22 protein-coding genes are annotated in these 24,812 nt (G+C 64.2%); 10 read left to right on the top strand and 12 right to left on the bottom strand.

What is annotated here, in order from left to right; all coding sequences use genetic code 11:
• Positions 1-12 precede the first annotated feature (12 nt).
• Positions 13-729 (bottom strand): GntR family transcriptional regulator, encoded by a 717-nt coding sequence (locus tag ACT6Q8_RS06560; RefSeq protein WP_054166171.1) that lies wholly within the window; start codon positions 727-729, stop codon positions 13-15.
• A gap of 128 nt (positions 730-857) precedes the next feature.
• A complete protein-coding gene (locus ACT6Q8_RS06555) occupies positions 858-2,309 on the bottom strand; it encodes an NAD-dependent succinate-semialdehyde dehydrogenase (RefSeq protein ID WP_444734947.1) in 1,452 nt (483 codons plus the stop codon).
• Between the two features lie 176 nt (positions 2,310-2,485).
• Here ACT6Q8_RS06555 and ACT6Q8_RS06550 point away from each other — a divergent pair, with 176 nt between their 5' ends.
• On the top strand, positions 2,486-4,792 hold the full coding sequence (locus ACT6Q8_RS06550; RefSeq protein WP_444734946.1) for a TonB-dependent receptor: 2,307 nt from the start codon (positions 2,486-2,488) through the stop codon (positions 4,790-4,792).
• A 70-nt stretch (positions 4,793-4,862) separates the two neighbouring features.
• Here the strand turns inward: ACT6Q8_RS06550 and ACT6Q8_RS06545 are convergent, their stop codons facing one another.
• Positions 4,863-6,488: a long-chain fatty acid--CoA ligase gene (locus ACT6Q8_RS06545; RefSeq protein WP_444734945.1), complete on the bottom strand. Its 1,626-nt coding sequence runs from the start codon at positions 6,486-6,488 to the stop codon at positions 4,863-4,865.
• A 163-nt stretch (positions 6,489-6,651) separates the two neighbouring features.
• Between ACT6Q8_RS06545 and ACT6Q8_RS06540 the strand changes: the two genes are divergently transcribed.
• Together ACT6Q8_RS06540 and ACT6Q8_RS06535 are read left to right on the top strand one after the other, a co-directional pair.
• Positions 6,652-8,676 carry an alpha-glucosidase gene (locus ACT6Q8_RS06540; RefSeq protein ID WP_444734944.1) on the top strand — a complete coding sequence of 675 codons (2,025 nt, stop codon included), beginning with the start codon at positions 6,652-6,654 and terminating at the stop codon, positions 8,674-8,676.
• Between the two features lie 118 nt (positions 8,677-8,794).
• Entirely contained in the window at positions 8,795-10,018 is a 1,224-nt protein-coding gene (locus ACT6Q8_RS06535; protein WP_444734943.1) for an MFS transporter, read from the top strand.
• Positions 10,019-10,022: 4 nt separating this feature from the next.
• Here the strand turns inward: ACT6Q8_RS06535 and ACT6Q8_RS06530 are convergent, their stop codons facing one another.
• The 4 genes from ACT6Q8_RS06530 to ACT6Q8_RS06515 are packed head-to-tail and all read right to left on the bottom strand — an operon-like array spanning position 10,023 to position 14,861.
• Positions 10,023-11,468: an FGGY family carbohydrate kinase gene (locus ACT6Q8_RS06530; protein WP_444734942.1), complete on the bottom strand. Its 1,446-nt coding sequence runs from the start codon at positions 11,466-11,468 to the stop codon at positions 10,023-10,025.
• Positions 11,461-12,861, bottom strand: a complete 1,401-nt coding sequence (locus ACT6Q8_RS06525) for an FAD-binding oxidoreductase (protein ID WP_444734941.1) — start codon at positions 12,859-12,861, stop codon at positions 11,461-11,463. Before ACT6Q8_RS06525 ends, ACT6Q8_RS06530 begins: the two co-directional genes overlap by 8 nt.
• 2 nt (positions 12,862-12,863) lie before the next feature.
• A complete protein-coding gene (locus ACT6Q8_RS06520; RefSeq protein ID WP_444734940.1) occupies positions 12,864-14,432 on the bottom strand; it encodes a glycerol-3-phosphate dehydrogenase/oxidase in 1,569 nt (522 codons plus the stop codon).
• A gap of 54 nt (positions 14,433-14,486) precedes the next feature.
• Positions 14,487-14,861: a hypothetical protein gene (locus ACT6Q8_RS06515; RefSeq protein WP_444734939.1), complete on the bottom strand. Its 375-nt coding sequence runs from the start codon at positions 14,859-14,861 to the stop codon at positions 14,487-14,489.
• A 72-nt stretch (positions 14,862-14,933) separates the two neighbouring features.
• Here ACT6Q8_RS06515 and ACT6Q8_RS06510 point away from each other — a divergent pair, with 72 nt between their 5' ends.
• Together ACT6Q8_RS06510 and ACT6Q8_RS06505 are read left to right on the top strand one after the other, a co-directional pair.
• Positions 14,934-15,206, top strand: a complete 273-nt coding sequence (locus ACT6Q8_RS06510; protein ID WP_054166180.1) for a ribbon-helix-helix domain-containing protein — start codon at positions 14,934-14,936, stop codon at positions 15,204-15,206.
• Positions 15,170-15,505: a type II toxin-antitoxin system RelE/ParE family toxin gene (locus ACT6Q8_RS06505; RefSeq protein WP_082371972.1), complete on the top strand. Its 336-nt coding sequence runs from the start codon at positions 15,170-15,172 to the stop codon at positions 15,503-15,505. Before ACT6Q8_RS06510 ends, ACT6Q8_RS06505 begins: the two co-directional genes overlap by 37 nt.
• Here ACT6Q8_RS06505 and ACT6Q8_RS06500 read toward each other — a convergent pair.
• Genes ACT6Q8_RS06500 through ACT6Q8_RS06490 form a run of 3 tightly spaced genes read right to left on the bottom strand, consistent with a single transcriptional unit; the run spans position 15,475 to position 17,477 of the window.
• Complete coding sequence (locus ACT6Q8_RS06500) at positions 15,475-16,062, bottom strand: hypothetical protein (RefSeq protein WP_444734938.1); 588 nt, start codon at positions 16,060-16,062, stop codon at positions 15,475-15,477. The two genes, ACT6Q8_RS06505 and ACT6Q8_RS06500, sit on opposite strands and share 31 nt — an antisense overlap.
• Positions 16,043-17,047, bottom strand: coding sequence for a sterol desaturase family protein (locus tag ACT6Q8_RS06495; protein ID WP_054166182.1), 1,005 nt, complete (start codon positions 17,045-17,047; stop codon positions 16,043-16,045). The genes ACT6Q8_RS06500 and ACT6Q8_RS06495 overlap by 20 nt, the downstream gene beginning before the upstream one ends.
• A gap of 22 nt (positions 17,048-17,069) precedes the next feature.
• Complete coding sequence (locus ACT6Q8_RS06490) at positions 17,070-17,477, bottom strand: hypothetical protein (RefSeq protein WP_444734937.1); 408 nt, start codon at positions 17,475-17,477, stop codon at positions 17,070-17,072.
• Positions 17,478-17,633: 156 nt separating this feature from the next.
• On the opposite strand from ACT6Q8_RS06490, the gene ACT6Q8_RS06485 reads away from it, so the two are divergent.
• The gene (locus ACT6Q8_RS06485; RefSeq protein ID WP_444734936.1) at positions 17,634-19,034 is read left to right on the top strand and encodes a coniferyl aldehyde dehydrogenase; all 1,401 of its coding nucleotides are present in this window, start codon (positions 17,634-17,636) and stop codon (positions 19,032-19,034) included.
• Positions 19,031-19,942, top strand: coding sequence for a LysR family transcriptional regulator (locus ACT6Q8_RS06480; RefSeq protein WP_444734935.1), 912 nt, complete (start codon positions 19,031-19,033; stop codon positions 19,940-19,942). Before ACT6Q8_RS06485 ends, ACT6Q8_RS06480 begins: the two co-directional genes overlap by 4 nt.
• A gap of 221 nt (positions 19,943-20,163) precedes the next feature.
• On the opposite strand, the gene ACT6Q8_RS06475 is transcribed toward ACT6Q8_RS06480, so the two are convergent.
• The gene (locus tag ACT6Q8_RS06475; protein WP_444734934.1) at positions 20,164-21,006 is read right to left on the bottom strand and encodes a phytanoyl-CoA dioxygenase family protein; all 843 of its coding nucleotides are present in this window, start codon (positions 21,004-21,006) and stop codon (positions 20,164-20,166) included.
• A gap of 27 nt (positions 21,007-21,033) precedes the next feature.
• On the opposite strand from ACT6Q8_RS06475, the gene ACT6Q8_RS06470 reads away from it, so the two are divergent.
• Complete coding sequence (locus ACT6Q8_RS06470) at positions 21,034-21,933, top strand: LysR substrate-binding domain-containing protein (protein WP_444734933.1); 900 nt, start codon at positions 21,034-21,036, stop codon at positions 21,931-21,933.
• Between the two features lie 87 nt (positions 21,934-22,020).
• A complete protein-coding gene (locus tag ACT6Q8_RS06465) occupies positions 22,021-22,839 on the top strand; it encodes a sugar phosphate isomerase/epimerase family protein (protein WP_444734932.1) in 819 nt (272 codons plus the stop codon).
• A 3-nt stretch (positions 22,840-22,842) separates the two neighbouring features.
• Here the strand turns inward: ACT6Q8_RS06465 and ACT6Q8_RS06460 are convergent, their stop codons facing one another.
• Positions 22,843-23,478, bottom strand: a complete 636-nt coding sequence (locus ACT6Q8_RS06460; protein ID WP_444734931.1) for a TetR/AcrR family transcriptional regulator — start codon at positions 23,476-23,478, stop codon at positions 22,843-22,845.
• A 148-nt stretch (positions 23,479-23,626) separates the two neighbouring features.
• On the opposite strand from ACT6Q8_RS06460, the gene ACT6Q8_RS06455 reads away from it, so the two are divergent.
• Positions 23,627-24,784: an aromatic ring-hydroxylating oxygenase subunit alpha gene (locus ACT6Q8_RS06455; protein WP_082371966.1), complete on the top strand. Its 1,158-nt coding sequence runs from the start codon at positions 23,627-23,629 to the stop codon at positions 24,782-24,784.
• Positions 24,785-24,812 lie beyond the last annotated feature (28 nt).

The raw sequence follows: 24,812 nt of genomic DNA, 5'->3' as shown, positions 1-24,812 counted from the left end.
ATCGGGCGTAGGTCAGTTCAACGTCACCGAATAGGTGAGGTCGCGGGCGTAGACGCGGCTGAGGCGCCATTCAACGCGGCGGTCCTGTAGTGACAGGGCCACGCGGTCGATGCAAAGGATCGACGCGCCGACGGGGGCGTTCAGCAGGCGCTGGTCGTCGGGCGTCGACAGGTCCGCGCGCAGTTCTTCGTTCGCGGAGACGATATTGATGCCGAAATCAGTCTGGTAAAGCGAATAGAGCGTGTTGGGCAGCGGCATCCGGTCCTCGATCTTCGGGAACAGGGCCGAGGGCAGGATGATGCTCTCCCGGATCGTGGGCTTGCCATCGACCAGCCGAACGCGGTTGATCTCCACCACCTTGGCGCCTTTGGCCAGATCCAGCTTCTGCTGGTCGGCGACGCGGGCCGCGCGCACGCGCACGCTCTGCTCCCCCATGGTGGGGGTGACGCGTTCACCGCCGGGCCGCACCATGCGGAAGAACCGGAACAAGGACCGTTCCTGGGTATTTTCCGCAATGAAGGTGCCCTTGCCCTGATGCCGGACCAGTAGCTTCTCCGCCGTCAGCGCATCCAGCACCTTGCGCATTGTGCCCTGGCTGACGCCCAGTTCGCGGGCCAGCGCATGTTCGCTGGGAATGGCCTCGCCCGGCCGCCAGACGCCTTCCGCCACCTTGTTGACAATGATGTCGTACACTTGCCGGTAAAGGGGACGGTAACCGGGGGCATCCATGAGGCGGAGGCATCCTTTGCAACGGGATAAGACTTATATAAGATAAAACAGTTCTGATGCATTTCATCAAGGGTTTTGGGACCGGTGGCGGAGCGGACGGCGTCGCAGCCCGCTCCGCCACGGCGACCTTACCCCAGCCCACCGATGCAGGCATATTTCAGCGTGGTGTAATCATCGATGCCATGGCGGGACCCCTCCACGCCAACGCCCGATTCCTTATGCCCGCCGAACGGCGCCACCTCCGTCGTGATCAGCCCTTCATTGATGCCGACCAGACCGTAATCCAGTCCCTCCATCATCCTGAACGCCCGGCCCAGATCCCGTGTATAGACGTAGGAGGCAAGGCCATACTCGGTGTCGTTTGCCATGCGCAAGGCATCGGCCTCCGTCTCAAACCGGAAGATGGGGGCCAGCGGGGCGAAGGTTTCATCGCGCGCAACTGCCATGTCGGATGTCGCACCGGCGATCAGGGTCGGCTGGAAGAAACTGCCACCCAGGGCATGCCGCGCCCCACCCGTCACCACGCGTCCGCCCTTGGCGACGGCGTCGGCGATATGTTCCTCGATCTTGCGAACGCCCCCCATGTCGATCAATGGTCCCTGCACCACCCCATCCTGAAGCCCGTCGCCCACCATCATGGCCGACACAGCAGTCGCCATGCGTTCCACAAAGGCATCATGGATGCCGGACTGCACCAGGATGCGGTTGGCGCAGACGCAGGTCTGGCCGGTATTGCGGAACTTGGCCAGCATGGCACCGGCCACGGCGGATTCCAGATCGGCATCATCGAACACGATGAAGGGCGCATTGCCGCCCAGTTCCATGGAAACCCGCTTCATATGCGCCATGGCCTTGGCCGCCAGCGCCTTGCCCACCGAAGTGGAGCCGGTGAAGGTGATTTTCCGCAGCAGCGGATTCTCGCACATTTCTGCCGCGATCTCTGCCGCCGATCCCGTAACGATGTTCAACACGCCCGGCGGGAACCCCACCTGTTCGGCAAGCACCCCGATGGCCAGGGCGGAATAGGGCGTCTGTGTCGCGGGCTTCACCACCATGGTGCAGCCTGCCGCCAGGGCCGCCCCCAGCTTGCGCGCAATCATGCTGTTGGGGAAGTTCCAGGGCGTAATCGCCCCCACCACCCCCACCGGTTCACGCACCGCCAGCAGGCGGCGGTTCTTCCAAGGGGACGGAATGACATCGCCATAGACGCGCCGCGCCTCCTCCGCGAACCAGCGGATATAGGCGGCACCCAATGTCACCTCCCCCACGGCCTCGGCCAACGGCTTGCCCATTTCCAGGGTCAGCAGACGGCCCAGTTCGGCCTTGTTGGCCAGAATGGCATCATGAAGCTTCATCATCAGATTGGCGCGGTCCGCCGCCGTCCAGGTCCGCCAGTCCAGAAAGGCACGGTGGGCGGCGTCGATGGCGGTCTTCGTCTCTGCCCGGCCACCACGCGGTATTGATCCCAGCACATCACCTGTTGATGGATTGGAAACAGCGATTGTGGCGCCATCCATGGCATCCTGCCAGACGCCATTGATGAGGCATTGCTGGCGCAGCAGCGGGTGGGACATCGGCATCTCCGGTCTTCCTTCTTCCGTGTGGCGGGCGTCGCGGCGCCCCATAATCGGGCTGGACGAGTATCTATTCTAACTCTTATATAAGATACAACTCTTGTCTTACCCAAGACCATGCGGTAGGAATGATGCAACCCCGCCAACAAGGGGAGCCGACAATTGAACAGGGAGGAAATGACATGCAGCATGCAAAGCATCTGAGACGGCTTGCGGCCGGCACTGCCATGGCGGTGATGGGCCTGTCCGGCTCCGCCGTCGCGCAGAACAGTGCCGATGGTGGCTTTCTTCTGGAAGAAATCATCGTCACGGCCCAAAAGCGCGTCCAGAACCTGCAGGACGTGCCCGTCGCCATCAGCGTCGTGACCGGCGATCAGCTGGAACAGGCCAACATTAATTCCGCAGAACAGCTGTTCCAGCGCGTACCGACCATCACGTTCCGCAAGGGCAACACCAACAAGGATAGCGCCATCTCCATCCGCGGTGTGGGCACGATCTCCTTCGCGTCGGGTGTGGAGCCGTCGGTTTCGACCGTCATTGACGGCGTCGTCTATGCGCGCGCCGGTCAGCAGACGGCCGACTTCCTGGACCTGGAACGGGTTGAAGTGCTGCGCGGTCCGCAGGGTTCGATCTTCGGCAAGAATGCATCGGCCGGTGTGGTGAACATCACCACCCGCGCGCCCTCCTCCACGCCCAAGGGCTTTGCCGAGGCATCATACTATGAGGGCAACGAGTACCGCCTGAAGGCCGGCGTCTCCGGCCCCCTGTCGGACAAGCTGTCCGGCCTGGTCACAGGTTTCTTCAGCCATTTCGATGGAAACGGCAAGAACGTGTTCAATGGCCATGACGTCAACGGCTATGAACGCTATGGCGCGCGCATGAAGCTGGTGCTGGATGCCACGGAGAATGTGACATTCACGGCCATCGCCGATTATGCCAAGGGCAACGACAATGGCTATGCCGACAGCATCGGCACGGTTTTCCCCGGCGCCTATCAGGACCAGATTTTCAAGCCCTCGCTGGCCCCGCTGATGCCGGGGGCCAAGAACAAGGATATCGACAACGATCTGGACCCCAAGACGCGGGACAAGAATTCCGGCGTCTCCTTGCAGGCCGATATCGACCTGGGCACGGCTGCCATCACCTCCATCACCGCCTACCGCCACTGGTACAATTATCAGCAGCGTGACGGTGACTTCCGTTCCGACGCACCGCTTTACGTCGCCACCGGTGCGGCGGGCAGCGATGTCCGCTCCCACGACCGGGGCGACCTGAGCTTTGATCAGTTCACGCAGGAACTGCGCATCGCCTCCACGGGACAGAACTTCATCGATTACGTGGCCGGCGTTTACTACTACACCACAAAGGAAGTGGACTTCTTCAACCGTACTGTCACGGCCTGTACCGCGACCACCCTGGCGGCGGTCAACGGGTTGCTGCCCTGCCGGGCCGGCGCATCGACCTTCACCACCAATGAAGGCAATGCCGATTTCACGACCAAGCTGAAGAACTACGCGGCTTTCGGTCAGGCAACGGTCAATTTCACAGATGATTTCCGCGCCATCCTGGGCGGTCGCTATACGGAGGATAAGGTCTCCTTCGACTTCGCCCGCCGTTCCACTTCCGCCGCCGCCTTCCCCGGCGTGCGTCCGGCCTTCGCCGCCACCGGCACCACCAAGCAGGATGGCATCTCCGGCAATGCCGGCCTCCAGTATGATTTCGCCGACGACATCATCGGCTATGCGACATACACCCGTGGCTATAAGGGCCCGGCGCTGAATGTCTTCTTCAACATGATTGGCACTGACACGCTGCCCATCTCGGAAGAAACGTCCAACGCCTATGAAGCCGGCCTGAAGACCCGCTTCCCCGAGGCGGGCCTGATGCTGAACTTGGCCGCCTTCAAGACCGTCTATGACGGGTATCAGGCCAACAATCTGGAACTGGTGGCCGGACAGGTGGTGACCCGCCTGACCAATGCCGGTTCGGTGTCGACCCGTGGTCTGGAAGCCGACTTTACCTGGGCCGCCAGCCGCGACCTGGAATTCAATGGAGGCGTTTCCTACACCAAGGCCCGCATCGACAAGTTCAAATGCCCGACCACCAACCCGACCTGCGCCGATGCCATCAATGGCAAACGCTTGCCCTTCTCCGCCAAATGGAAAGGATCGGTCACGGCTGACTGGCGCCTGCCGGTGGAACTGCCCAATGGTGATCTGAACCTGTCCAACACGGTACAGTTCACGTCCAAGCAGGGCTTCGACATCAACCAGAACCCCAACGCGGTCCAGAGCGGTTACTCCACATGGGATGCGGTCCTGGCCTGGACGTCGGATGATGACATGTATCGTCTGTCGCTGGTCGCCAAGAACATCACCGACAAGCAGTATGTGATCCTGCGTATTCCGAACGGCACCGCCTTCATGCGCCAGATCACGCCGCGCGACGCCGAGCGTTATTTCGGTGCCTCCGCCCGGGTCAATTTCTGATCCGGGGTTCAGTCCCAACAATATGCCTTCTCCACCCCCGGTGCCGTCCCTGGCACCGGGGGATTTTTTATCAGCGTTGGGCGATCATGGTCCGCAATACCTTCTTGTCGATCTTGCCCGTCGCGCCCAGCGGCATGGCGGGTACGAACATCACATCGTCGGGGATCTGCCATTTCGACAGGCGTCCCTGAAAATGCGCCAGGAATTCCGCCGCCGTGGCATCCATGTCCGGCTTCAACTGTACCACCAGCAGCGGGCGTTCATCCCATTTCGGATCGGGGATGGCGATAGCGGCACATAGGGCGGCCTTGGGGTGGCTGGAGGCGATATTCTCGATCTCCAGCGAACTGATCCATTCACCCCCGGATTTGATGACATCCTTGGCCCGGTCCGCGATGCGCATGAAACCGTAGCCATCGATATCGGCAATGTCGCCCGTATCGAACCATCCATCCGCATCCAGCACCTGTCCGCCATCGCCATGCAGATAGCCGCCAGCCACCACGGGGCCGCGCACCTGCAGACGGCCCATCTGCTGCCCGTCATGGGGCAGACAGGCACCGTCCTGTCCGCGCAGGGCCAGATCGATGCCGAGTGGCGGGCGGCCCTGGCGGATGCGATACGGCATCTGTTCATCAAAACCCGCTCCGGCCAGTTCGGGCACCAGCTTGAAATGCGTGCCGATGGGGGAGGTTTCGGTCATGCCCCAGGCGTGGCGTGCCTCCACCCCATAATCATGCAGCCGGCGCAGCACCGCTTCGGGACAGGCGGCACCGCCGATGATGACCCGTCGCAGCGGCCCGAAATCGCCGCCATGGCGTTCCAGATGCTGAATGATAGCCTGCCAGATGGTAGGAACGGCAGCGGCAAAGGTCACCCCCTGCCCGTGGATCAGTTCCAAGAGGGAGGCCGGGTCCAGCCGCGATCCCGGCAGCACCAGCTTGCACCCCACCGCCGCCGTGGACAACGGAATGCCCCAGGCATTGGCGTGGTACATGGGCACGATGGGCAGGGCCACATCGCACACCGACAGTCCCATGACATCGGGCTGCAACGTCATCCACATATGGATCATGGTAGAGCGATGGGAGTAAAGCACGCCCTTGGGGTTGCCCGTGGTGCCTGAGGTGTAGCAAAGGGCCGCCGCCTGCCGTTCATCGAAATCACCCCAGGGGCGCCCGTCATGGTTATGCACGGCGATCCAGTCCTCATAAGCGATGGCCTGTGGCAGCAGGGCGCGGTCTACATCCCCTTCCCCACACAACAGAACCACGTGAGTAACGGTGGGGCAGTCGGGCAGCAGATCCGCCACCAGGCCGGCAAAGACCGGATCGGCCAGAATCACGCGGTCGCCGGCATGATTGATGATGAAACGCAGCTGATCCTTGAACAGGCGCGGGTTCAGGGTGTGGCAGACGGCCCCCATGCCCATGATGGCGAACCATGCCTCCAGATGCCGGTCGCTGTTCCAGGCCAGTGTCGCCACCCGGTCACCCAGCCCCACGCCCAGTCCGCGTAGGGCCGTGGTCAGGCGGCGGGCACGGGCGCGCAGGCTGGTATAATCCGTAACGGACAGGGCACCGTCCGCCGACACCTCCACCCGCCGCGACACCACGGGTCGTGCCCCGTCCCAGCGCGCGGCATGATCGATGATCTGGTTCACGGTCAGCGGCCAGTCCTGCATCAGCCCGAACATGCGTTCCTCCCTATGCTTTTCGCCCTCATTTCCTCATTCCCAACCCGATGGCTGGACAGGGCGATGCCTTAAGTCTTATATTAGACATAAGAGTATGGATAAATAGAAAGCCAGACGCCGGGCGCACCCCGCCGCGCATGGACTATTGAGGGAAGGGAACGACATGCAATTGGTTGAGACGGATGGCGGCTTCGACCTGATCCTGGCAGGTCGCGCGATGCTGCGCCACCGGTCCGATGCGCCCTGCCTCTATGTCGGCCGGGGCGACCCGCGCGTGGAGATGTATCATGGCCACTTCGATATTGAGGATAATATCGAGGAACGGGTGGGCCTGCGCCACGCGACCCTGACACGTGACAGTGATGGCAACGCCCGCATCGCCCTGTCCATCGCCCCTTCCCTGCCACCCCTGGTCACCCTGACCCTGTCCGGCGGCACGCAGGATGCCCGCATCCGCATCGACGCCATCGACCCTACGCTCAACCGTCTGTGGCTGCGGGTGGTGGCAGAAAAGGGGGAGCATGTCTGGGGTGGAGGTGAACAGCTCTCCTATTTCGACATGCGCGGCCGCCGCTTCCCGCTATGGACATCGGAACCCGGCGTGGGCCGGGACAAATCCACCCTGCTGACCTTTCAGTCCGATCAGAAGGGCAAGGCCGGCGGCGATTACTACAAGACCAACTATCCGCAGCCGACATACCTCTCGTCGCGCCGCTACGCCTTGCATATCGACACCAATGCCTACAGCGCCTTCGATTTCCGCAAAGGGGACTGGCATGAGTTGGAGATCTGGGCGGCACCCGCGACCATCGAGCTGTGGGCGCGCGATGCCTTCACCGATCTGGTTACGGCCATGTCCGACCGGTTCGGACGGCAGCCACCCCTGCCGGACTGGGTGCTGAAAGGTGCCATCGTGGGGTTGAAGGATGGGGCGAAAAGCTTCGAACGGCTGGAGAAATATGCCGCGTCGGGCGCCGCCCTGTCGGGCCTGTGGTGCGAGGATTGGGTGGGCTTGCGCATCACCAGCTTTGGCAGCCGCCTGTTCTGGGACTGGAAATGGAACGCCACGCGCTATCCGGGCCTGGATACGAAGATCAAGGAACTGCACGAACGCGGCATCCGCTTCCTGGGCTATGTGAACCCCTATCTCTGCGTTGATGGCAGCTTCTTCCCGGAAGCGGAGGCCGCCGGATATCTGGCAAAGAAGCTGGACAGTGACGAGACCTATACGGTCGATTTCGGGGAATTCGATTGCGGCGTGGTGGATTTCACCAACCCCGCCGCCGCCGAATGGTTTGCCGAACGGGTGATCGGGCAGAATATGCTGGATTTCGGCCTGTCCGGCTGGATGGCGGATTTCGGGGAGTATCTGCCGACCGATGTCCGGCTGCACGACGGCACGCCCGGCATGCTGGCCCATAATGCCTGGCCCGTGCTGTGGGCGGAGGTGAACGCCCGTGCCGTGGCCAGCCGGGGCAAGACAGGCGAGGCATTGTTCTTCATGCGCGCCGGCTATAGCGGGGTGCAGCGCCATTGCCCGTTGCTGTGGGCAGGCGACCAGTCGGTGGATTTCAGCCGGCATGACGGCATCGGCACGGTCATCACGGCGGCCCTGTCATCGGGCCTGCTAGGCAATGCCTATCACCACAGCGATATCGGCGGGTACACCAGCCTGTTCGGCAATGTCCGCACGCCGGAACTGATCATGCGCTGGTCGGAAATGGCCGCCTTCACCGCCGTAATGCGCGGGCATGAGGGCAACCGCCCGCGTGAGAATGTGCAGATCGACGAGGATGAACAGGTCCTGGCGCATTTTGCCCGCATGACCCGCCTCTATGTCCATATGGCGCCCTATCTGCGGTCCCTGTCGGAAGAGGCGGTGGCGACGGGCCTGCCGGTGCAGCGGCCACTGTTCCTCCATTTCCCCGACGATCCCGCGACCTTTGCCCTACAGGAAAGCTATCTGTACGGAGCCGACCTGCTGGTTGCGCCAGTCATTCAGCCGGGCGTTGACCGGTGGAGCACCTACTTGCCAGCCGACACTGAATGGGTGGAGGTCTGGACCGGCAGCGTGCATACCGGCGGGCAGAGCGTGACGGTAGATGCGCCGCTGGGCAAGCCACCACTGTTCTATCGCCAGGGCAGTACTTGGGCCACGCTGTTCGCGGGCATTGCGAGTGTGACGTGAAGCATCTGTAGGTCAGGTCGAGCCATAGGCGAGCCCTGACAGTATGGCTTTCAATCCTTTGCTGTCAGGGCTCGCCTATGGCTCGACCTGACCTACGTATCGCGACAAGGACACCCCCATGCGTTTCGGCATTCACCGTACCCTGCTGCTGGCGCTCGTCATGATGGCGGGCATCCTGAACTACACGGACCGGCAGATCATCGCAGTGCTGAAACCCATGTTGGAAAAGGAACTGGGGTGGAGCGATGCCGACTACGGCACGCTGGTCGCCATGTTCCAGGGGGCAGCGGCTGTCGCCTTCGTCTTTGCCGGCTGGATGATCGACCGTATGGGCTGGCGTGTTGGCAATCCCGCCGCCGTCGGTTCGTGGAGCCTTGCCGCCATCGTCCATGGCATGGCCACCACCCTGACGGAGTTCAAGCTGGTCCGGGTCGCCCTGGGTGCGACCGAGGCTTTGGGCACGCCGGCGGCCATCAAGACCGTCTCCGTCTGGTTCCAGGCCAATGAACGTTCCCTGGCCCTGGGCTTTGTCAATGCGGCGGGCAATATCGGGGCCATCATCGCGCCCCTGCTGGTGCCCGTCATCGCGCTGTCTTATGGCTGGCGGTGGGCCTTCTACATCATGGGTGGACTGGGGCTGGTGTGGGTTGTCGCCTGGTGGGCGCTGACCCGCCTGCCCTATTTCCAGACACCCCCGACCCCTGTCGCCGTCACGGGCGGGGCCAAGGTGTCCTGGGGTCAGGTCCTGACAGACCGCCGCACCTGGGCCTTTGCCGGGGCGAAGGTGTTTTCCGATCAGGTCTGGTGGTTTCTCTTGATGTGGATGCCCGACCTGTTCACCCGTGTTTTCGGGCTGGACATGCGCAGCTTCGGCGTACCGCTGGCCACCATCTACGCCATCGCCGCCTCCGGGTCGTTGGCCGGCGGCTATGTGTCGGGCCGCATGCTGGCGGCGGGGATGAGCATCAATCGCGCGCGCAAGCTGACCCTACTGATCTGTGCCCTGCTGGTGCTGCCGGTGCCGCTGGTGCTGCTGGTGCAGAATTACTGGTTGGCCGTGGCGCTGCTGGGCCTGACCTTGGCCGCCCATCAGGGTTTCTCCGTCAACCTGTTCGCCACCGCCACGGACATCATCCCGCAAGGCCGGATCGCGACCGTCATTTCCATCGGGGCGCTGTGTGGCAATCTGGCGGGCATGGCGGTGCTGCAAGCCGCCGGCTGGGTGCTGGCGACGGGCGGGTCCTATTCCCCCATGTTCGCGCTGGTGTCGGTGTCCTACCTGCTGGCACTGGGCTGGCTGCATCTGCTGCAACCGGTGCTGAAGCCGGCGGAGGCCGCTTAAGGGTTCAGGCCAGGGCGACCTTGGCCCAGGCCTGATAGGTGGCTTCCGCTTCGTCGCGGCCAATGCACGGCGTGAATTCCGCATCATAGCGGGCGAAGCGGGGCAGATCGGCCGTGGTAATCACCCCGGCGCCCAAACCGGCGGCAATGGCGGCGCCATAGGCCGTCGCCTCCTTCACAATATGTCGGCGGACGGGCAGGCCCAGTGCGTCCGCCTGCATCTGCAACAGCGGGGCACTGGCGCTGACACCGCCATCGACAGGCAGGTGATCGGGCGTGACAAGGCCGGGCGTTGCGGCCACGGCGCGGGCAATTTCCATCATGCGGAAGCCAAGGCCCTGCAAGGCTGCACGGGCCACATGGGCGCGGCCAGCACCGGCATCCAGACCGGATATCAAGGCGCGTTCATGAAACCGCCCGTGCGGCGCGCCCAGCCCCTGCAGGGACGGGCGGACAACGACGCCGCGCGTGTCCGGCACACTGGCGGCAGCGTCGGACAGGGCGGCAGCATCGGCGAACATGCCCATCTCCTGGCACAGCCAGGTCAGGAAGGCGCCGCAGCTGATCACCATGCCTTCCACGCACCAGGAGATATCCTCCCGTGCCTTGGTCATGGCCTGGATGGGGATGGTGCGATGCGGGCTGACCGGGGTGGCGCCGGTGGAGACCATCAGGACGCCGGAGGTGCCATAGGTGGCTTTCCAGGCCCCCGCCGACAGCCGCCCATGGGCCAGCATGCCCGCCTGCTGATCCGCGATGACCGCCGTCACGGGCACGGATGCGCCGAATAGCGATGGGTCGGTTTGCCCGATGGGACCCCAACTGTCGGCGATGGCGGGAAACAGACCGGCTTCCAGCCCTTGATGCGCGATCAGGGCGGGGTTCCAGCCGGCATGATCGGGATAACCGATATAGCCCGACAGCCAGGCCGAGCCGATATCGGTGACATGCGCCCCACCACCCGTCAGGCGGAAGATCAGATAGCTGTCCAGTGTGCCCCAGCACAGGTCACCCCGCGCCATGCGGGCACGGCAATCGGGGACCTGATCAAGCGCCGCCTCCAGCTTCGCTGCCGGCACCTGCGGCCAGAGCGTGAAGCCGGCGGCGCGCAATTGCTTGTACCGGTCCATGCCGCGCAGGTCGCTCCAGACCAGGATCGGCGCCACAGGGAAACCGGTTGCGCGTTCCCACAGGACCGTGCTGGATCGCTGCGTCGTGACGCCGATGGCGGCCACGTCCCACATCGAACGCCCAGCCCGATCCAGTGCCTGCGCGATCACCGTTTGGCAGATGGACCAGACCTGTTCCCCATCCTGCTCCACCCGACCGGGGGCGGGAAAGGCAGACGGGATCGGCTGCTTGGCGCTGGCCAGCACCGTGCCGTCCGCATCGACCAGCAGGGCGCGGGCACCCGTGGTGCCACAGTCCAGGGCCAGCAGCAGTTCAGGCATCGGGGATCAGGTTGCCGGGGTTCATGATGCCGTTCGGGTCCATGGCAGACTTAAGCCGGCGTAGCAGCGCCACGCCGCCGGCACCCAGGTCATGGGCCAGATAAGGCTTGCGCAGGCGGCCCGCGCCATGATGGTGCGCCACCCCGCCGCCATGGCGGGCCGTGGCCTCCATGATGCGGCGCCAACATTCGAAATAGGCGGGTTCCATGGAGCCTGTATCCTCGAACGTCGCGGCGAAGGAGAAATACAGGTTAATCCCGGAACGGTAGACATGGGAACTGTGCGCCGACGCATTAATGACGCCTTCGACCCCGTTCAGGTCGCGGATGACGTCGTTATAGATATCGGCGATCTGAGTCCAGGTGCCGGAGATTTCGGCGGTATCGGCCACATAGCCGCGTTCGAACATGTCCTTCCAGGTGGGCACATGGTTACGGCGCGCCAGCCATTGTTCAGCCGCCGCCGGATCGCCCGGTTCCAACCCCGCCGCGGTCGCGATGGCGGCCACGGCTGGCATCTCCGCCTCCACCCGTTCGCGTGGACCTTCATGCACCATCAGCAGCATGGACTTGCCGTCGCGCTGGAAATCCTTGAACAGGCGTCGTACTTCCCGCCCGTCATACTGGCGCATCACCGGCGGCTTCCAATCGGCCTGGATGATCCGGCGCTGTGCCTCGAACCCCGCCTCCATGTCTCTGGCGAAGAAGACGGAACATTGCCGGAAAGGGGCGGCCCGGCGCAGCGACAGGGTGACGCCCGTGACCACGCCCATACTCCCCTCCGCCCCCATCAGCAGATGGCGCAGGTCCGGCCCCGCCGCAGCGCGAGGCGCCTTTCCCAGGGTGACAACGTTACCGTCGGGCATGACCGCCTCAACCGCGTAGATCATGTCCTCGATATTGCCATAGGCGGTGGAGTACTGGCCCGAGGCGCGGGTGGATACCCAGCCACCGACGCTGCTGATCCCGATTGATTGCGGCCAGTGACCGATGGTCAGACCATGCGCCGCCACCGTTTCCTCCGCCAGCAACCCGTTCATGCCGGCATCGAAGCTGGCCAGCAGGTTCGTCTCATCAATGAACCGCACTGACGCCATGCCGCCCATATCCAGCAGGATGGCCTCCGGCGTCGGCTCCACCCCGCCGCAGACACCGCTGCCCAGACCGAAGGGGATCAGGGGAATGCGCCGTTCATTGGCGAACAGTACGACCTGACGGACATCGGCCACGCTTTCGGGCCGGACCACGATGCCGGGTGCAGGCACATGCTCACCGCGCCAGTCGCGCAGATGCTTCACACACCATTGGTCATAGCGGCGGGCACGCAGCGTTTCGGCGTCGCCCAGCACCTTGTCGCGGCCAATCCGTTCGGCCAGTTGGGTGGCGATGGTCATTGTTATTCTCCCCCCGGTCCGGGCGACAAGGCCCGCCGGCTGTTCCGGTCCAGTTGCAGGCAATGATGGATTTCGGCGGCGATGCGGCGGTCATCCCAGCCCAGCAGCCGGCCCATGGCCTCTGCCGCCGGGGCCAGGGCTGCGCGGCCCGCGTCGGTGTCGAACCAGGCCCTGGCGCTGCGCCGGACCCAGTAATCCTCCAACGTCGCGGCCCCTTCATGCATGGTGGCGTGTCGGGCCTCCGCCGCCACATCACCGCCTACGGCACGGATCAGCGCAGCCTCCGTACCGTAAAGACGGTCAAGGCGGTCATCTCCGTCCAAAACACGCTCCCCACCGGGCAGGGGCAGGTCAGCTGTCAGGCAGGGCGGCGTGCGGCGGCCCAGCCGCCCCGCAACCTCATCCACGATGCGGGACGCCATGGCGCGATAGGCCGACAGCTTGCCGCCCGCGATGGCGATCACGCCGCTGGGGCCCACCCACATCTCATCCTTGCGCGACACTTCCGTCGCCTTCTTTCCGGCCTCCCCAATCAGGGGGCGGATACCGGCCCACAGGGAGACGATATCCCGGTCGCGGATGGCGGGCACATCCATGGCGGCCTGGGTGGCATTCAGCAGGTAATCGATATCGGCACGGCCAATCTCCGGCCAGTAATCGACACTTTCCTGGAACTGGTCGGTGGTGCCCAGATAGGTGAAGTTCCCGCGCGGGACGGCGAAGATATTGCGCTTGTCCGGCGCGCGCAGGATCAGCGTGGACGTCACCGGCAGCATGCCGCGCGGCAGTACGATATGGATGCCTTTGGAGATGGCAAGCCGGCGGTCGCCATCTCCTGCCGCCAGCGCCCGCACCCCATCCACCCAGGGACCAGCGGCGTTCACGATGACCCGCGCCCTGATACGGGCCGCGTTCTCCTCACCCGCAAGGGTGGAGCGGGCGATCAGGCCGACGGCCCGCCCCCCCTCCTCCATCAGGCTTTCCACCCGCGCGTGGTTCATGACCACAGCCCCGGCAGCAGCAGCGGAGCGGAGATTGGCTAGGGTCAGGCGGGCATCGTCGGTCAGGAATTCCGGATAGGCCACGGCGCCGTTCAGCCGGTCACGGCGCAGATGCGGTTCCCGTCGCGCCAGTTCATCCAGTCCCCAGACCTCATGCTGTTCCGCCGCCGGCACGCCGCCCAGCTTCTCAAAGCTCCACAGGGCGGCGCGCAGCTTGGCCTGGGTGGCCAGCGAGGTGGTGGGGATCACAAAGGGCGTGATCCGTGCCAGATGCGGAGCAATGCGGCGCAGCACCTGCCGCTCCGAGGCACTTTCCCGCACCAGGGCCACGTCGCCCTGCGCCAAATAGCGCAGACCGCCATGGATCATCTTGGATGACCGGCTGCTGGTGCCGGATGCGTAATCCTGCGCCTCCAGCAGGGCAACGGACAGGCCGCGCAGGGCCGCGTCACGGGCGATGCCCGCCCCGGTAATGCCGCCGCCGATGACGGCCAGATCGAACAGTTCGCCTTCCAGCCGGGCAAAGCTGGCGGCGCGTTCTCCCGCATTCAGGCTTGCCCCCGTGCCCATCGCTTTTCTCCGTCCCTGGTTGCTGCCCGTCAGACGTTAGGGGAATTGCGATGCCTATGGTGATGCGTTCTGGGAAACAGCCCGGTCCCGCCGAATGGCCAGTGCCGTCCAGATGGCGCCTGTGAAATCCACCAGCCCGAACAGGATCAGCAGGCCGGGCGCCAGACCCGCCAGGACCAAGCCCGAAAAGCCCACCAGCACAATGACCCGCGTGACCACGGTGATCCGCTGAAACGGCACGCCGTCGGCACCGGCATGATAGTAAAGCGCCAAATTGAAGACGATAATCCCCAGGACCCGTATCCACGGTTCTTCCGTCGGGGCCAGTCCCAGCAGGGCCAACAGCAGATTGGGGACCAGCAGCAGGATCAGACCATTGGCCCCCAGATACAGGGCGAACAGACGCAGCGACAGGGCGGCACGGGTCAAGGCAGGGTCTCCGTCTTGGCAGGCTTTGGCAAAAAATGGCATGATGGGGATCGAATTGAGAGGGAGACCGTGATGGCGACCATGAACGTTTCGGTGCCCGACCGCATGCGCGACTGGGTCCAGTCCCGTATCGACAGCGGCCAATATGCCAGCGTCAGCGACTATATCCGTGACCTGATCCGGCGGGATCAGACGGAGCAGGTGGATGCCTCGGTTGAAATAGAAGCTGCCATCGCTGAAAGCCTGGAAGACATTGCGGCTGGCCGGGTGGAGCCTGCGGAGGAATTGCTTGCCAGACTTAAAGCCAAATACGCGGCAATGGCAGCAGAGCAGGAGAAACAGTAAAAGTTGTTTTCTCTCGGCGCTCCGGTCGTGAAGTTGAAGAGATCGCAGACTTCATCGCCGCTGATAACGCAGGCCGCGCCGAGAGTTTCGCTGAAGAACTGATCGGCAAAGCCCGTTCGCTTGCCCTGCATCCGCACAGGCATCCGCTACTTGACGGACATGAACGCGAAGGCATCCGCAAATGCGCCCACGGCAAATACGTTATCCTCTACCGCGTTGAGACCGATAAAATACTCGTTCTTCACATCCTGCATGGTGCCCGGAACATTCAGTCAATCCTGGGCGACGACGATACATAACCCCGTACCCCCGCCGCCATAGTCGCCACCCAAAGCGACAGCCCCAGATGCAGCCCGATGATGCGGGCATCCGGCCCCATCAGTCCCGGCACCCTCGTAAGGGCGGCCAGAACGACGCCCACCATGGAGAGGACCAGCCAAAGCCGCACCCGGCCTTTGCTTGGTGCCAGCAAACGCAGGGTGCCGGCCAGGATGAACAGGCTGGATAGCTGCCCGACCAGGGGCTTCTGCCCTGCCAGGATCAGACCACCGACCAGCAGGACCGTGATCCCCATCACCCAGGACGCACGGCGCGTGCCGGGCAGCAGGAAAAGGGCCATGGCAATGGTGGCGAAGCCCAGCAGGGCGTAAATCTCAGACGTATCCTGATACAGGACGGTCAGCCATTCCGGCTCCCACCCGGCAAAGTGCAGAGTGCCCAGGGCGGACGGTATGGCCAGGGCCAGGATCGCGGCGGCCAGCAGCCGGACGGCACCCGTCGCCAGTTCCGTCAGAAGGGTCCAGCCGGCCCAGAGGCAGGCCAGCGCCAGGATCGCATCACTGACCGCCAGCAGCATCGGCCAACTCCCGCGCCATCACGGGCATGCCCGCACCGGTGGCTGGCGGCAGACCGGGCGTGCCCGCCTGTTCCGGATGACGGCGCAGGAAGGCCGCCTTGATCTTGTCGGTGCCGTCACGGCTGCCATCATGGCTCCACCCCGGCGGGCCGAACAGATACAGGAAGCGGTCGCGTAGGCAGAGGCCGCGCTGCGCCTGATCCTTGGCAATGCCGACAAATTCATGAAAGGCGATACGCAGCGGGTTGAAGGTACCCAAATCACGCACCAGCCCGAACCGCACCGGATCATCATCCTGCTCCGGCACGAAGGTACCGAACAGCTTGTCCCAGATGATCAGGGTGCCGGCATAGTTGCAGTCCAGATAGCGGGGGTTCGAGCCATGGTGAACGCGGTGATGGGAGGGCGTGTTCATCACCGCTTCGAACCAGGCAGGCATGCGGCGGATGGATTCCGTATGGATCCAGAACTGGTACAGCAGGTTCAGGGACGAGGCGAAGATCAGGATGGCCGGGTGGAATCCCAGGAAGGCCAAAGGCAGCTTCAGCACGAACAGGCCCATGATGGCACCCGTCCAGGGTTGGCGCAGGGCCGTGGCGAAGTTGAAATGCTGGCTGGAATGATGGACGACATGGCTGGCCCAGAGCCAGCGGATGCGGTGCATGAACCGGTGCGCCCAGTAATAGCGCATGTCGTCGATCAGGAAGCAGGCGACGATGGCCCAGACGGACGTTCCGATATCAAACAGGCGATGGTCATAGACCCAGAACATGATGGCCGAAATGCCGCCGCCGATCAGCAGACCGGAGAACAGGCCGGTAATGACATAGCCGACCCCCATGGCCAGACTTGCGGCGCTGTCCCGCGTCTCATAATGCGCGCGCAGCAGGTTCATGCGCATCAGCAGCAGTTCAAGGACCAGCAGCAGCAGATAAACCGGGCTGGCCAGGGTGGCGACATCGGGATAGCTCAGGTTGTCCGGCATCGTTTCTTCCCAGATATTGTCGTTATTTATTGCGCAACGCATCAAACAGCGCCCGCCAGTGCGCCGCCTCCGCCGGATCCGCGAAGGAAAGACGGAAGGACGGGGCCGTGAAGTCGGCCAGCGACAGGATCAGAACATTATCCCGCAGGTCCCAGCCGGTCACACTCTCCGCCCCCACCACCCGCGCCGTGGCGTATCGGCCCATGATCAGCAGCAGGCCAAAACGGTTAGCCGTCCCCAAGTCGATCAGGGCCGACAGCCCGTCACGGGACAGGGCCGCACCGGCAGCGGGCACGTCCGGCAGGATGTCGCGAAAACGGTTCAAGGCCGCTTCACGGTCCGGCATTCCTTCCCGCGCGGTCTGCCCCAGAAGGTGGTGCAGCACAATGATGAACAGCAGGCTGCCCACAATCAGATATGGAAGTGTCATCGGGTTCCGCCTTGCAACTTCGGCGATGATATTCGGGGTGGTCCAATGGTGATCTTGCCAAAAAATCATCACCTGATGATTTCCATGGATGCATCAACAAGCCTTTGGCCATGTATGTTCGGGATGAGCAATTGAACGAAACCTTGAGGAAACGTGATGGACGGGGTGCCGGACCTGCAAGGCCTGCTGGCTCGCCAGCAAGAGGCGGTGAAGCGTCACGGTGCGCCGGACCTGAAGGAGCGGCTGGCGGCCCTTGACGGTCTGGCGCGCCTGGTCCGCCGGCACCAGGGGGACCTGATCACCGCCGTCAGCGCCGATTTCGGCAACCGCGCCCGGCAGGAGACGGAGTTGGGCGAACTGATGCCGCTGCTGAACGGTATCCGCCATGTCCGCCGACACCTGAAGGGCTGGATGCGGCCCCGGCGGCGGATGGCGGGGCTGGCGTTCCAGCCGGCGACGGCGCGGGTGGAATATCAGCCGCTGGGCGTCGTCGGCATCCTGTCACCCTGGAACTACCCGCTTTTCCTGACGCTCGGACCGCTGGTCGATGCGCTGGCGGCGGGCAACCGGGTGATGATCAAGCCGTCGGAACTGGCACCACGCACGGGGGAGTTGCTGCGCACCCTGCTGGGCACCCTGTTCCCAAAGGATCAGGTGGCGGTCGTGACCGGCGGAGCGGATATGGCTGCCGCATTCTCCCGCCTGCCCTTCGATCATCTGGTCTTTACCGGGTCCACCCGTGTCGGGCGGGCGGTGATGCAGGCGGCGGCGGACAATCTGACGCCCGTCACACTGGAACTGGGCGGCAAGTCACCGGTCCTGATCCTGCCCGACTATCCGCTGGACAAGGCGGCGCGCACCATCGCCATGGGCAAGTTCTTCAATGCCGGCCAGACCTGCGTGGCGCCCGACTATGTGCTGGTGCCGCGCGACCGCATGGAGAATTTCGCACAAATCCTGATCCGGCGGGCGGAGGAGATGTATCCCGGCATCAATGGCAACCCGGACTATACAAGCATCATCACCGACCGCCACCATGCCCGACTGTCGGCGATGGTGGATGAGGCGGGTGGCCGGGTGGTCCGCCACCGTGACGCAGGCGACACGGCCCGGCGCCTGTTCCCGCCGACCCTGCTGATCGACCCGCCCACCGACAGCATGGCCATGCGGGAGGAGATTTTCGGGCCGGTCCTGCCCATCCTGCCCTATGACCGGGTGGAGGATGCGCTGGCCTTCATCAATGACCGGCCTAAGCCGCTGGCCCTTTACTGCTATTCCGACGATGGCGACCGCGTGACGGAAGTGCTGAGCGGTACGCGGTCGGGCGGGGTGACGGTGAATGCCACCATGCTGCATGTCGGGCAGGAGGATCTGCCCTTTGGCGGCGTCGGCGACAGCGGCACCGGCGCCTATCACGGGCAGGAGGGCTTTCTGCGCCTGTCGCATGCCCGCGCGGTCCTGCGCATGGGCCGCTTCAACCAATCCCACCTTGTCGCCGCCCCCTATGGAAGGCTGACGGGCTGGATCACCCGGTTCTTCATCGGAGGGGCGTCATGAACCTGCGCCGGCTTCAGCATTTCGAGGCGCTGTACCGTCTGCAAAGCTTTGCGCGGGCCGCCGACGAACTGGCCATCACCCAATCGGCATTGAGCCGCAGCCTCCAGAAGCTGGAGGAGGAGCTGGGTGCCGTCCTGTTCGACCGCACCACCCATTATGTCCGGCCCACCGATGCCGGCGACCGGCTGATCCGGCCCGTGCAGGATGTGCTGGCCGCGGCGGGGAACCTGGATAGTGCCGCCAACCAGTTGACCCGTCCGGGGTCAGGCACGGTCCGGGTCGGGGCCGGCCCTTATCCGATGAACCCGCTGCTGACCCGCGCCATCGGGCGGTTCGGGGCGGCGCATGAGGGGGTGCGGGTCACCGTGACCGGCGGGACGGCGGATGTGCTGCTGCAAGGTCTGGTCGACCGGTCGCTGGACCTTGTCGTTTGCGATATCAGCAAGTTCGACGGGTCCGCCTATGCCGACGAGGTGGTGGTGACGGCCCTGCCGCGTGAACCGCTGATGATTGTCACCGCAACATCCCACCCCCTGCCCGAGGGGCGGGGACGGCGAGAGGCGGTGGAACAGAGGCCCTGGGCCCTGCCCCGCCCGGCACCGGGCAGCGAGCACCGCTTCGCCCCCGCCATCCGCACCCGCATCGCCCAGCGCAGTTTCCCAGACTATGAGCTGGACAGCACGCTTGCCTGTCTGGAGGTGGTGCGGCAGGGGCCGGCCATCACCGTCGTGCCCCGGTCAACGGCCCTGGCCGCCAGCAAGGACGGGTCCCTGACCTGTTATGCCATGGCGGCGGGCGAACAAACCAATGACGGCATCCACCTTCTGCGCAACCGCAGCCAGAGTGCGGCGGTTACCGCGTTTGTGAAGGCCCTGCGGGAGACGGCGCAGGCGGTGGTGGCGGGGTGACGGTTGAGGCTGGTGCCGTTCGGAGACGCGCACAGGCCCGCTCCGAATGGAGGCGAGCCCGTGCAACCGAATGAAACACAAAATAAAGGGGTGTTTCGCGGGTGCGCGCCTTTCCTGACCCGAAAACGTACAGCGTCGGATCGGGAAAGACGGAAATGGCCATGATGGCGACAGCATAACAGGAAGCGGGCGGAAAGTCAGCAATTCCGCCCGCCACCCCCTCAGGCGAACGTCACCTGTTTGCCATTGCGCAGCACTGGGATGGCGTTGCGGCGCAGCTGTTTGGTGCCGGGATTCAAGATCACTTCCGGGCTGTATTGGGCCAGATAGACGCGGCGCATGCGGTCGGTGCGGTTGGCGCCCGTGGCATGCAGCAGCAAGGAGGAGAAGGCGACGATGCTGCCGGCCGGAACCTCCACCACCACCCCTTCCTCATCCCCGGTCCAGCCGACCAGATCGTTGGTGCCAGGCTGGCGCACATGCGGGACGATGCCGTCGCGGGTGGCGGGAACCTGGCTGAAGGGCAGGACGCGGACAGTGCCGTTTTCGATGGTTGTATCGTCCAGGGTGCACCAACAGGTCAGATAGGGCTTGTGGTCCGGCGGGCCGCCATTGCCCACGACATAGCCGCTATCCTGATGCCAGCTGAAGGACATGCCGCCGCCAGCGCCCTTCACCACATATTGATCATAGAAGAAATAGGCGTCGTCGCCGATGGTAGCGCGGCAGATATCGGCCATTACGTCGGAGAACAGCATTTCGCGAAGTTCCGGCTGAACCCGCTGGCATTCGCCTGCGAAATAGCGGTTGCCACGATGGGTGATGCCATCGACATCGACGCCCAGCGCGTCCAGCCGCGCATCCTCCCGCTCCACCATGCGGCCACATTGCGCGCGCAGGATATCCAGCAATTCACCTTCCAGCACGCGTTCGAAAACCGCGTAGCCTTCACGCTGGAACTGTTCGCGCTGCTGTTCGTACTTCATGGTTTCCTCCGGGTACGGGCTGTTGTTGAAACCATTCTGCCGCCGGACCAGCCATCGCATCCAATCGAATTGCGTCACGTGTTCATTCGTGAATACTATGTCCCCATGCGGATGCGACAGATTGAGGCGTTCAGGGCGGTGATGATGAGCGGCGGAGTGACCGCCGCATCCGCTATGCTGAACATCTCCCAGCCATCGGTCAGCCGCCTGATCGCCGATTTGGAATATGCGGTGGGCTTCCCGCTGTTTGAACGGCGGGGTGGGCGGGTACATCCAACAGCCCAGGCGGAGACGCTGTTCGAGGCGGTGCAGCGATCCTTCACGGGCCTGGACCTGCTGACCCAGGCGGCACGGCGCATCCGGGCGCATCCCGTGGGAACGGTGCGTATCGCCTGCCTGTCGGCCATCGCCACCGCCGTTCTGCCCCCGGTCCTGGCCCGGTTTCGGGAACGGCACGGGGAAGTGAAAGTGACGGTGGAGGCGCTGGGGCAACGCGCCATTGAGGACAGGGTATTTCTGGGGCAGGCCGATCTGGGCATCGGCGTGGCATCCGCTCCGCGCGAGGGTATCCGCGTCACGCCCCTGATCCGCGCCGATTATGTCTGCGCCCTGCCCCCCGGACACCGGCTGGCCAAGAAGGATAGTCTGCAGGTGAGCGACCTGACCGGCGAAAGCTTCATCGGCCCGATGCATGAGGCCGATGCCCTGTGGAATGGCATCGATGCCGCCCTGGCGGCGCATGGGGTGATGGTGGAACGGCTGCTGGAATGCCAGCAGTCTTTGCCCATCTATGCCTATGTCGAGGCTGGGCTGGGTCTGGCCATTGTGGAGCCGTTTTCGGCCCGGCTGTTCCGCCGGCTGGGGGTGACGGTACGGCCTGTGCGGCCCGCCATCGGCTTTGACTTCACCCTGCTGGAACCCGATATCGGCCCCACGCCGCCGCCGGTTTCCTGGCTGGCCGACGCCGTGCGACAGGAAGCGGCCTCCTCTCTGGCCGGGTCATAGCATCCGCGCATGGGTTGTTGAGCGATTGCGATTGGACGGGAAAGCCGGAAGGAGCGAAGCAGGTGCATCGGCCACCGGGAGGGTTCCATGCCCCGTCTTCTGATCCTGCAATCCGTCTGGGGGATGGATCAATGTCCGGGCTTCGATGTCTGGAACGACCTTGAAACGGCGTTGCAGGCGATTATCGATGCCGGGTTCGACGGGGCGGGCACCAATCTGGTGCGCAAGGAACGCACCGCCATCACATCCCGCTTCATGAATGAACGCGGCCTGGCCTGGGAAGCGCAGGTGCTTGTGCGCAGCGCCGACGAACTGGACCGGTTCGCAGACGAGGCGGCGTCATTGTCGGCCCACCATCTGAACGTACAGATCGCCGGGCCGATGAACCGGGTGGCCGATGCGGTCCGGCTGGTGGATGGCATGGAGCGGGTGCGCGAGCGGGCGGGACTGCCGATCTTCTACGAGACGCACCGCGCCCGACTGACCCAGGATCTGCCGTTCTTCCTGCGCATGCTGGACGCCCTGCCCCACATCCCGCTGACCGCCGACCTTTGCCATTATGTGGTGGCCGGGGAATGGGACCTGCCATTGGACCCGGCCAAGCACGCCGCCATCGCCCGCGTCCTGCGTCAGGCAAGGGCCTTTCATGGCCGCATCGCCACCGCGCATCAGGTGCAGGCGCCCATCGGCGGACATCACCAGCCCTGGCTGGAGCTGTTTCTGGGCTGGTGGCGGCAGGGCTTCGCGCAGTGGCGGGAACAGGCAGCAGCGGACGATACGTTGAGCTTCATGGTGGAGTTGGGGCCACCCCCCTATGCCGTGGTGGATGCGGGCGGGCGGGAATTGACCGACCGCTGGGCCGAGGCGCGGCAGATGATGGCGCTGGTGCGTAGGCTGTGGGACTAACAGTCAGGCCTTCAGACGCTCAACAAACAGACCGGCGGCGAAGGCGTCCACCCAGCCCTCGCACATGGCAACCCCTTCCGCCACGCTAAAATCGGCGGGGTTCAAGCACCAGGTGAGCCAGAGACCGTCCAGCAGAGCGTTCAGCGCGGTGGCCGCCGCCCGGACATTCATGGCCGGCAGACCCTTCTGTTCGGCCAGTGCGCCCAGATGGCGTTCAAGGGCGGCGCGATATTGGCCATAGGTCCGCTGCTGTACGGCGGCCATGTCGGCGGAATGGCGCACCATGCTCCAGAACACCACCCACACGCCCAGCATCTTGGGGTCCAGGATGGCCGGGCCGAAGCTTTCCGCAATGAAGCGGGACAGGCTGTCGCGCGGGTCGGTCCCCGCCTCCGACGCCTTCAGCAGGCCATCGGCAATGCCGCCGGACAGCGTCTCATAGGCGTGGCTGATCAATTGGTCGATGCTGGGATAGTAATGGTTGATCAGACCGATGGAGACATCGGCAGCCGCCGCGATCTTGCGCACCGACACGCCGGCATGGCCATTTTCCGCCAGACAGCGCAGGGTCGCCGCGACCAGATGTTCCCGGCGCAGCTCTGGCTGGATGCGGGAAAATTTCCGGGGGGGCGTGGCCATGCAACTCTCCATTTCCGGCGGCGTGGTCGTTTATCATGTACCCTTCGGCCCTGTCGCGCGCAAAGCGGCGATGGCAGGCCAGTTGACAGGCGCACCCTGTTGCACGAATGTTCAACAAGTTGACATGCTGTGCGGAAGGAATGGTTCCATGGCCGATGCGATCCCCGACGCCGATGATGATGTCAGCCTGCCGGGATGGATCTATCGCGACGCGGATTTCCTGGCGGTGGAGCGGGAGGTGATCTTCCGCCGGGCATGGCAGATCGTCTGTCACAATAACGATATTCCGCAGCCGGGCGATTATCACAGCTTCGCGTTCATGGGCGAAAATATCGTGGTGCTGCGGGGCGATGACGGGGTGGTCCGCGCCTTCCACAATCTCTGCCGCCACCGCGCGGCCCGCCTTCTGGACGGGGAGGCCGGGAATTGCGGGCGGCGCATCACCTGCCCATACCATGCCTGGACCTATGGCACCGACGGCACCCTGCTGGGTGTGCCGCATCGCCGGGAATTCCCGGATTTCCAGCTGGCCGATTATCCGCTGCTGGCCGTGGAGCATGAGATCTATCACGGCTTCATCTTCATCCGTCTGGAGGCCGGCGGGCCCAGCGTGGCCGAGATGATGCGGCCCTATGAGCATGAGATCGAACCCTACCGCCTGTCCGAACTGGTGCCGCTGGGCCGGGTCACGCTGCGGCCACGGGCCGTCAACTGGAAGAATGTCGGCGATAATTATTCCGACAGCCTGCATATCAATGTCGCCCATCCCGGCCTGACCCGCCTGTTCGGCCAGGGCTACGGGTTGGAGGCACGGGAATGGGTCGACAAGATGTGGGGCCATCTGATCGACGTGCCGTCGAAGAACCGGTCGGAACGGTTCTATCAGACCTATCTGCCGGCGGTTCCCCATCTGCCGGCAGAACGGCAGCGGCTCTGGACCTATTTCAAGCTCTGGCCCAATCAGGCGTTCGACATCTATCCCGATCAGATCGACTTCATGCAGTGGATCCCCACCTCCCCCACCGACAGCGTGATCCGGGAGATCGCCTATGTGCATCCCGATGCCCGGCGGGAGATGCGGGCCGCGCGCTATGCCAACTGGCGCATCAACCGGCAGGTCAGCCTGGAGGACAAGACATTGATCGAACGGGTGCAGCAGGGCATGGGCAGCCGTGCCTATACGACCGGCCCGCTGGGCCGTAACGAGATGTCGCTGCGCAGCTTTGCCCGGCGTATCCGTACGCTGATCCCCGAAAGCCGCCTGCCCCACGCCCCGGCACCGGGGTGGAGCGGGCGCATCGGTTGATCATAATTTTCCCTTAAGAAGGACAGGT

This window comes from Niveispirillum sp., from assembly GCF_052437035.1.
In the GTDB taxonomy this organism is placed as follows: Bacteria; Pseudomonadota; Alphaproteobacteria; order Azospirillales; family Azospirillaceae; genus Niveispirillum.
The sequence above is the reverse complement of the archived record's forward strand: the minus strand, read 5'-3'. Positions and strand labels throughout refer to the sequence as shown.

Coding starts and splice junctions, on each gene's coding strand:
- ACT6Q8_RS06560 (WP_054166171.1), bottom strand. CDS start 729: ATGGATGCCCCCGGTTACCGTCCCCTTTACCGGCAAGTGTACGACATC.
- ACT6Q8_RS06555 (WP_444734947.1), bottom strand. CDS start 2,309: ATGCCGATGTCCCACCCGCTGCTGCGCCAGCAATGCCTCATCAATGGC.
- ACT6Q8_RS06550 (WP_444734946.1), top strand. CDS start 2,486: ATGCAGCATGCAAAGCATCTGAGACGGCTTGCGGCCGGCACTGCCATG.
- ACT6Q8_RS06545 (WP_444734945.1), bottom strand. CDS start 6,488: ATGTTCGGGCTGATGCAGGACTGGCCGCTGACCGTGAACCAGATCATC.
- ACT6Q8_RS06540 (WP_444734944.1), top strand. CDS start 6,652: ATGCAATTGGTTGAGACGGATGGCGGCTTCGACCTGATCCTGGCAGGT.
- ACT6Q8_RS06535 (WP_444734943.1), top strand. CDS start 8,795: ATGCGTTTCGGCATTCACCGTACCCTGCTGCTGGCGCTCGTCATGATG.
- ACT6Q8_RS06530 (WP_444734942.1), bottom strand. CDS start 11,468: ATGCCTGAACTGCTGCTGGCCCTGGACTGTGGCACCACGGGTGCCCGC.
- ACT6Q8_RS06525 (WP_444734941.1), bottom strand. CDS start 12,861: ATGACCATCGCCACCCAACTGGCCGAACGGATTGGCCGCGACAAGGTG.
- ACT6Q8_RS06520 (WP_444734940.1), bottom strand. CDS start 14,432: ATGGGCACGGGGGCAAGCCTGAATGCGGGAGAACGCGCCGCCAGCTTT.
- ACT6Q8_RS06510 (WP_054166180.1), top strand. CDS start 14,934: ATGGCGACCATGAACGTTTCGGTGCCCGACCGCATGCGCGACTGGGTC.
- ACT6Q8_RS06500 (WP_444734938.1), bottom strand. CDS start 16,062: ATGCTGCTGGCGGTCAGTGATGCGATCCTGGCGCTGGCCTGCCTCTGG.
- ACT6Q8_RS06495 (WP_054166182.1), bottom strand. CDS start 17,047: ATGCCGGACAACCTGAGCTATCCCGATGTCGCCACCCTGGCCAGCCCG.
- ACT6Q8_RS06490 (WP_444734937.1), bottom strand. CDS start 17,477: ATGACACTTCCATATCTGATTGTGGGCAGCCTGCTGTTCATCATTGTG.
- ACT6Q8_RS06485 (WP_444734936.1), top strand. CDS start 17,634: ATGGACGGGGTGCCGGACCTGCAAGGCCTGCTGGCTCGCCAGCAAGAG.
- ACT6Q8_RS06480 (WP_444734935.1), top strand. CDS start 19,031: ATGAACCTGCGCCGGCTTCAGCATTTCGAGGCGCTGTACCGTCTGCAA.
- ACT6Q8_RS06470 (WP_444734933.1), top strand. CDS start 21,034: ATGCGGATGCGACAGATTGAGGCGTTCAGGGCGGTGATGATGAGCGGC.
- ACT6Q8_RS06465 (WP_444734932.1), top strand. CDS start 22,021: ATGCCCCGTCTTCTGATCCTGCAATCCGTCTGGGGGATGGATCAATGT.
- ACT6Q8_RS06460 (WP_444734931.1), bottom strand. CDS start 23,478: ATGGCCACGCCCCCCCGGAAATTTTCCCGCATCCAGCCAGAGCTGCGC.
- ACT6Q8_RS06455 (WP_082371966.1), top strand. CDS start 23,627: ATGGCCGATGCGATCCCCGACGCCGATGATGATGTCAGCCTGCCGGGA.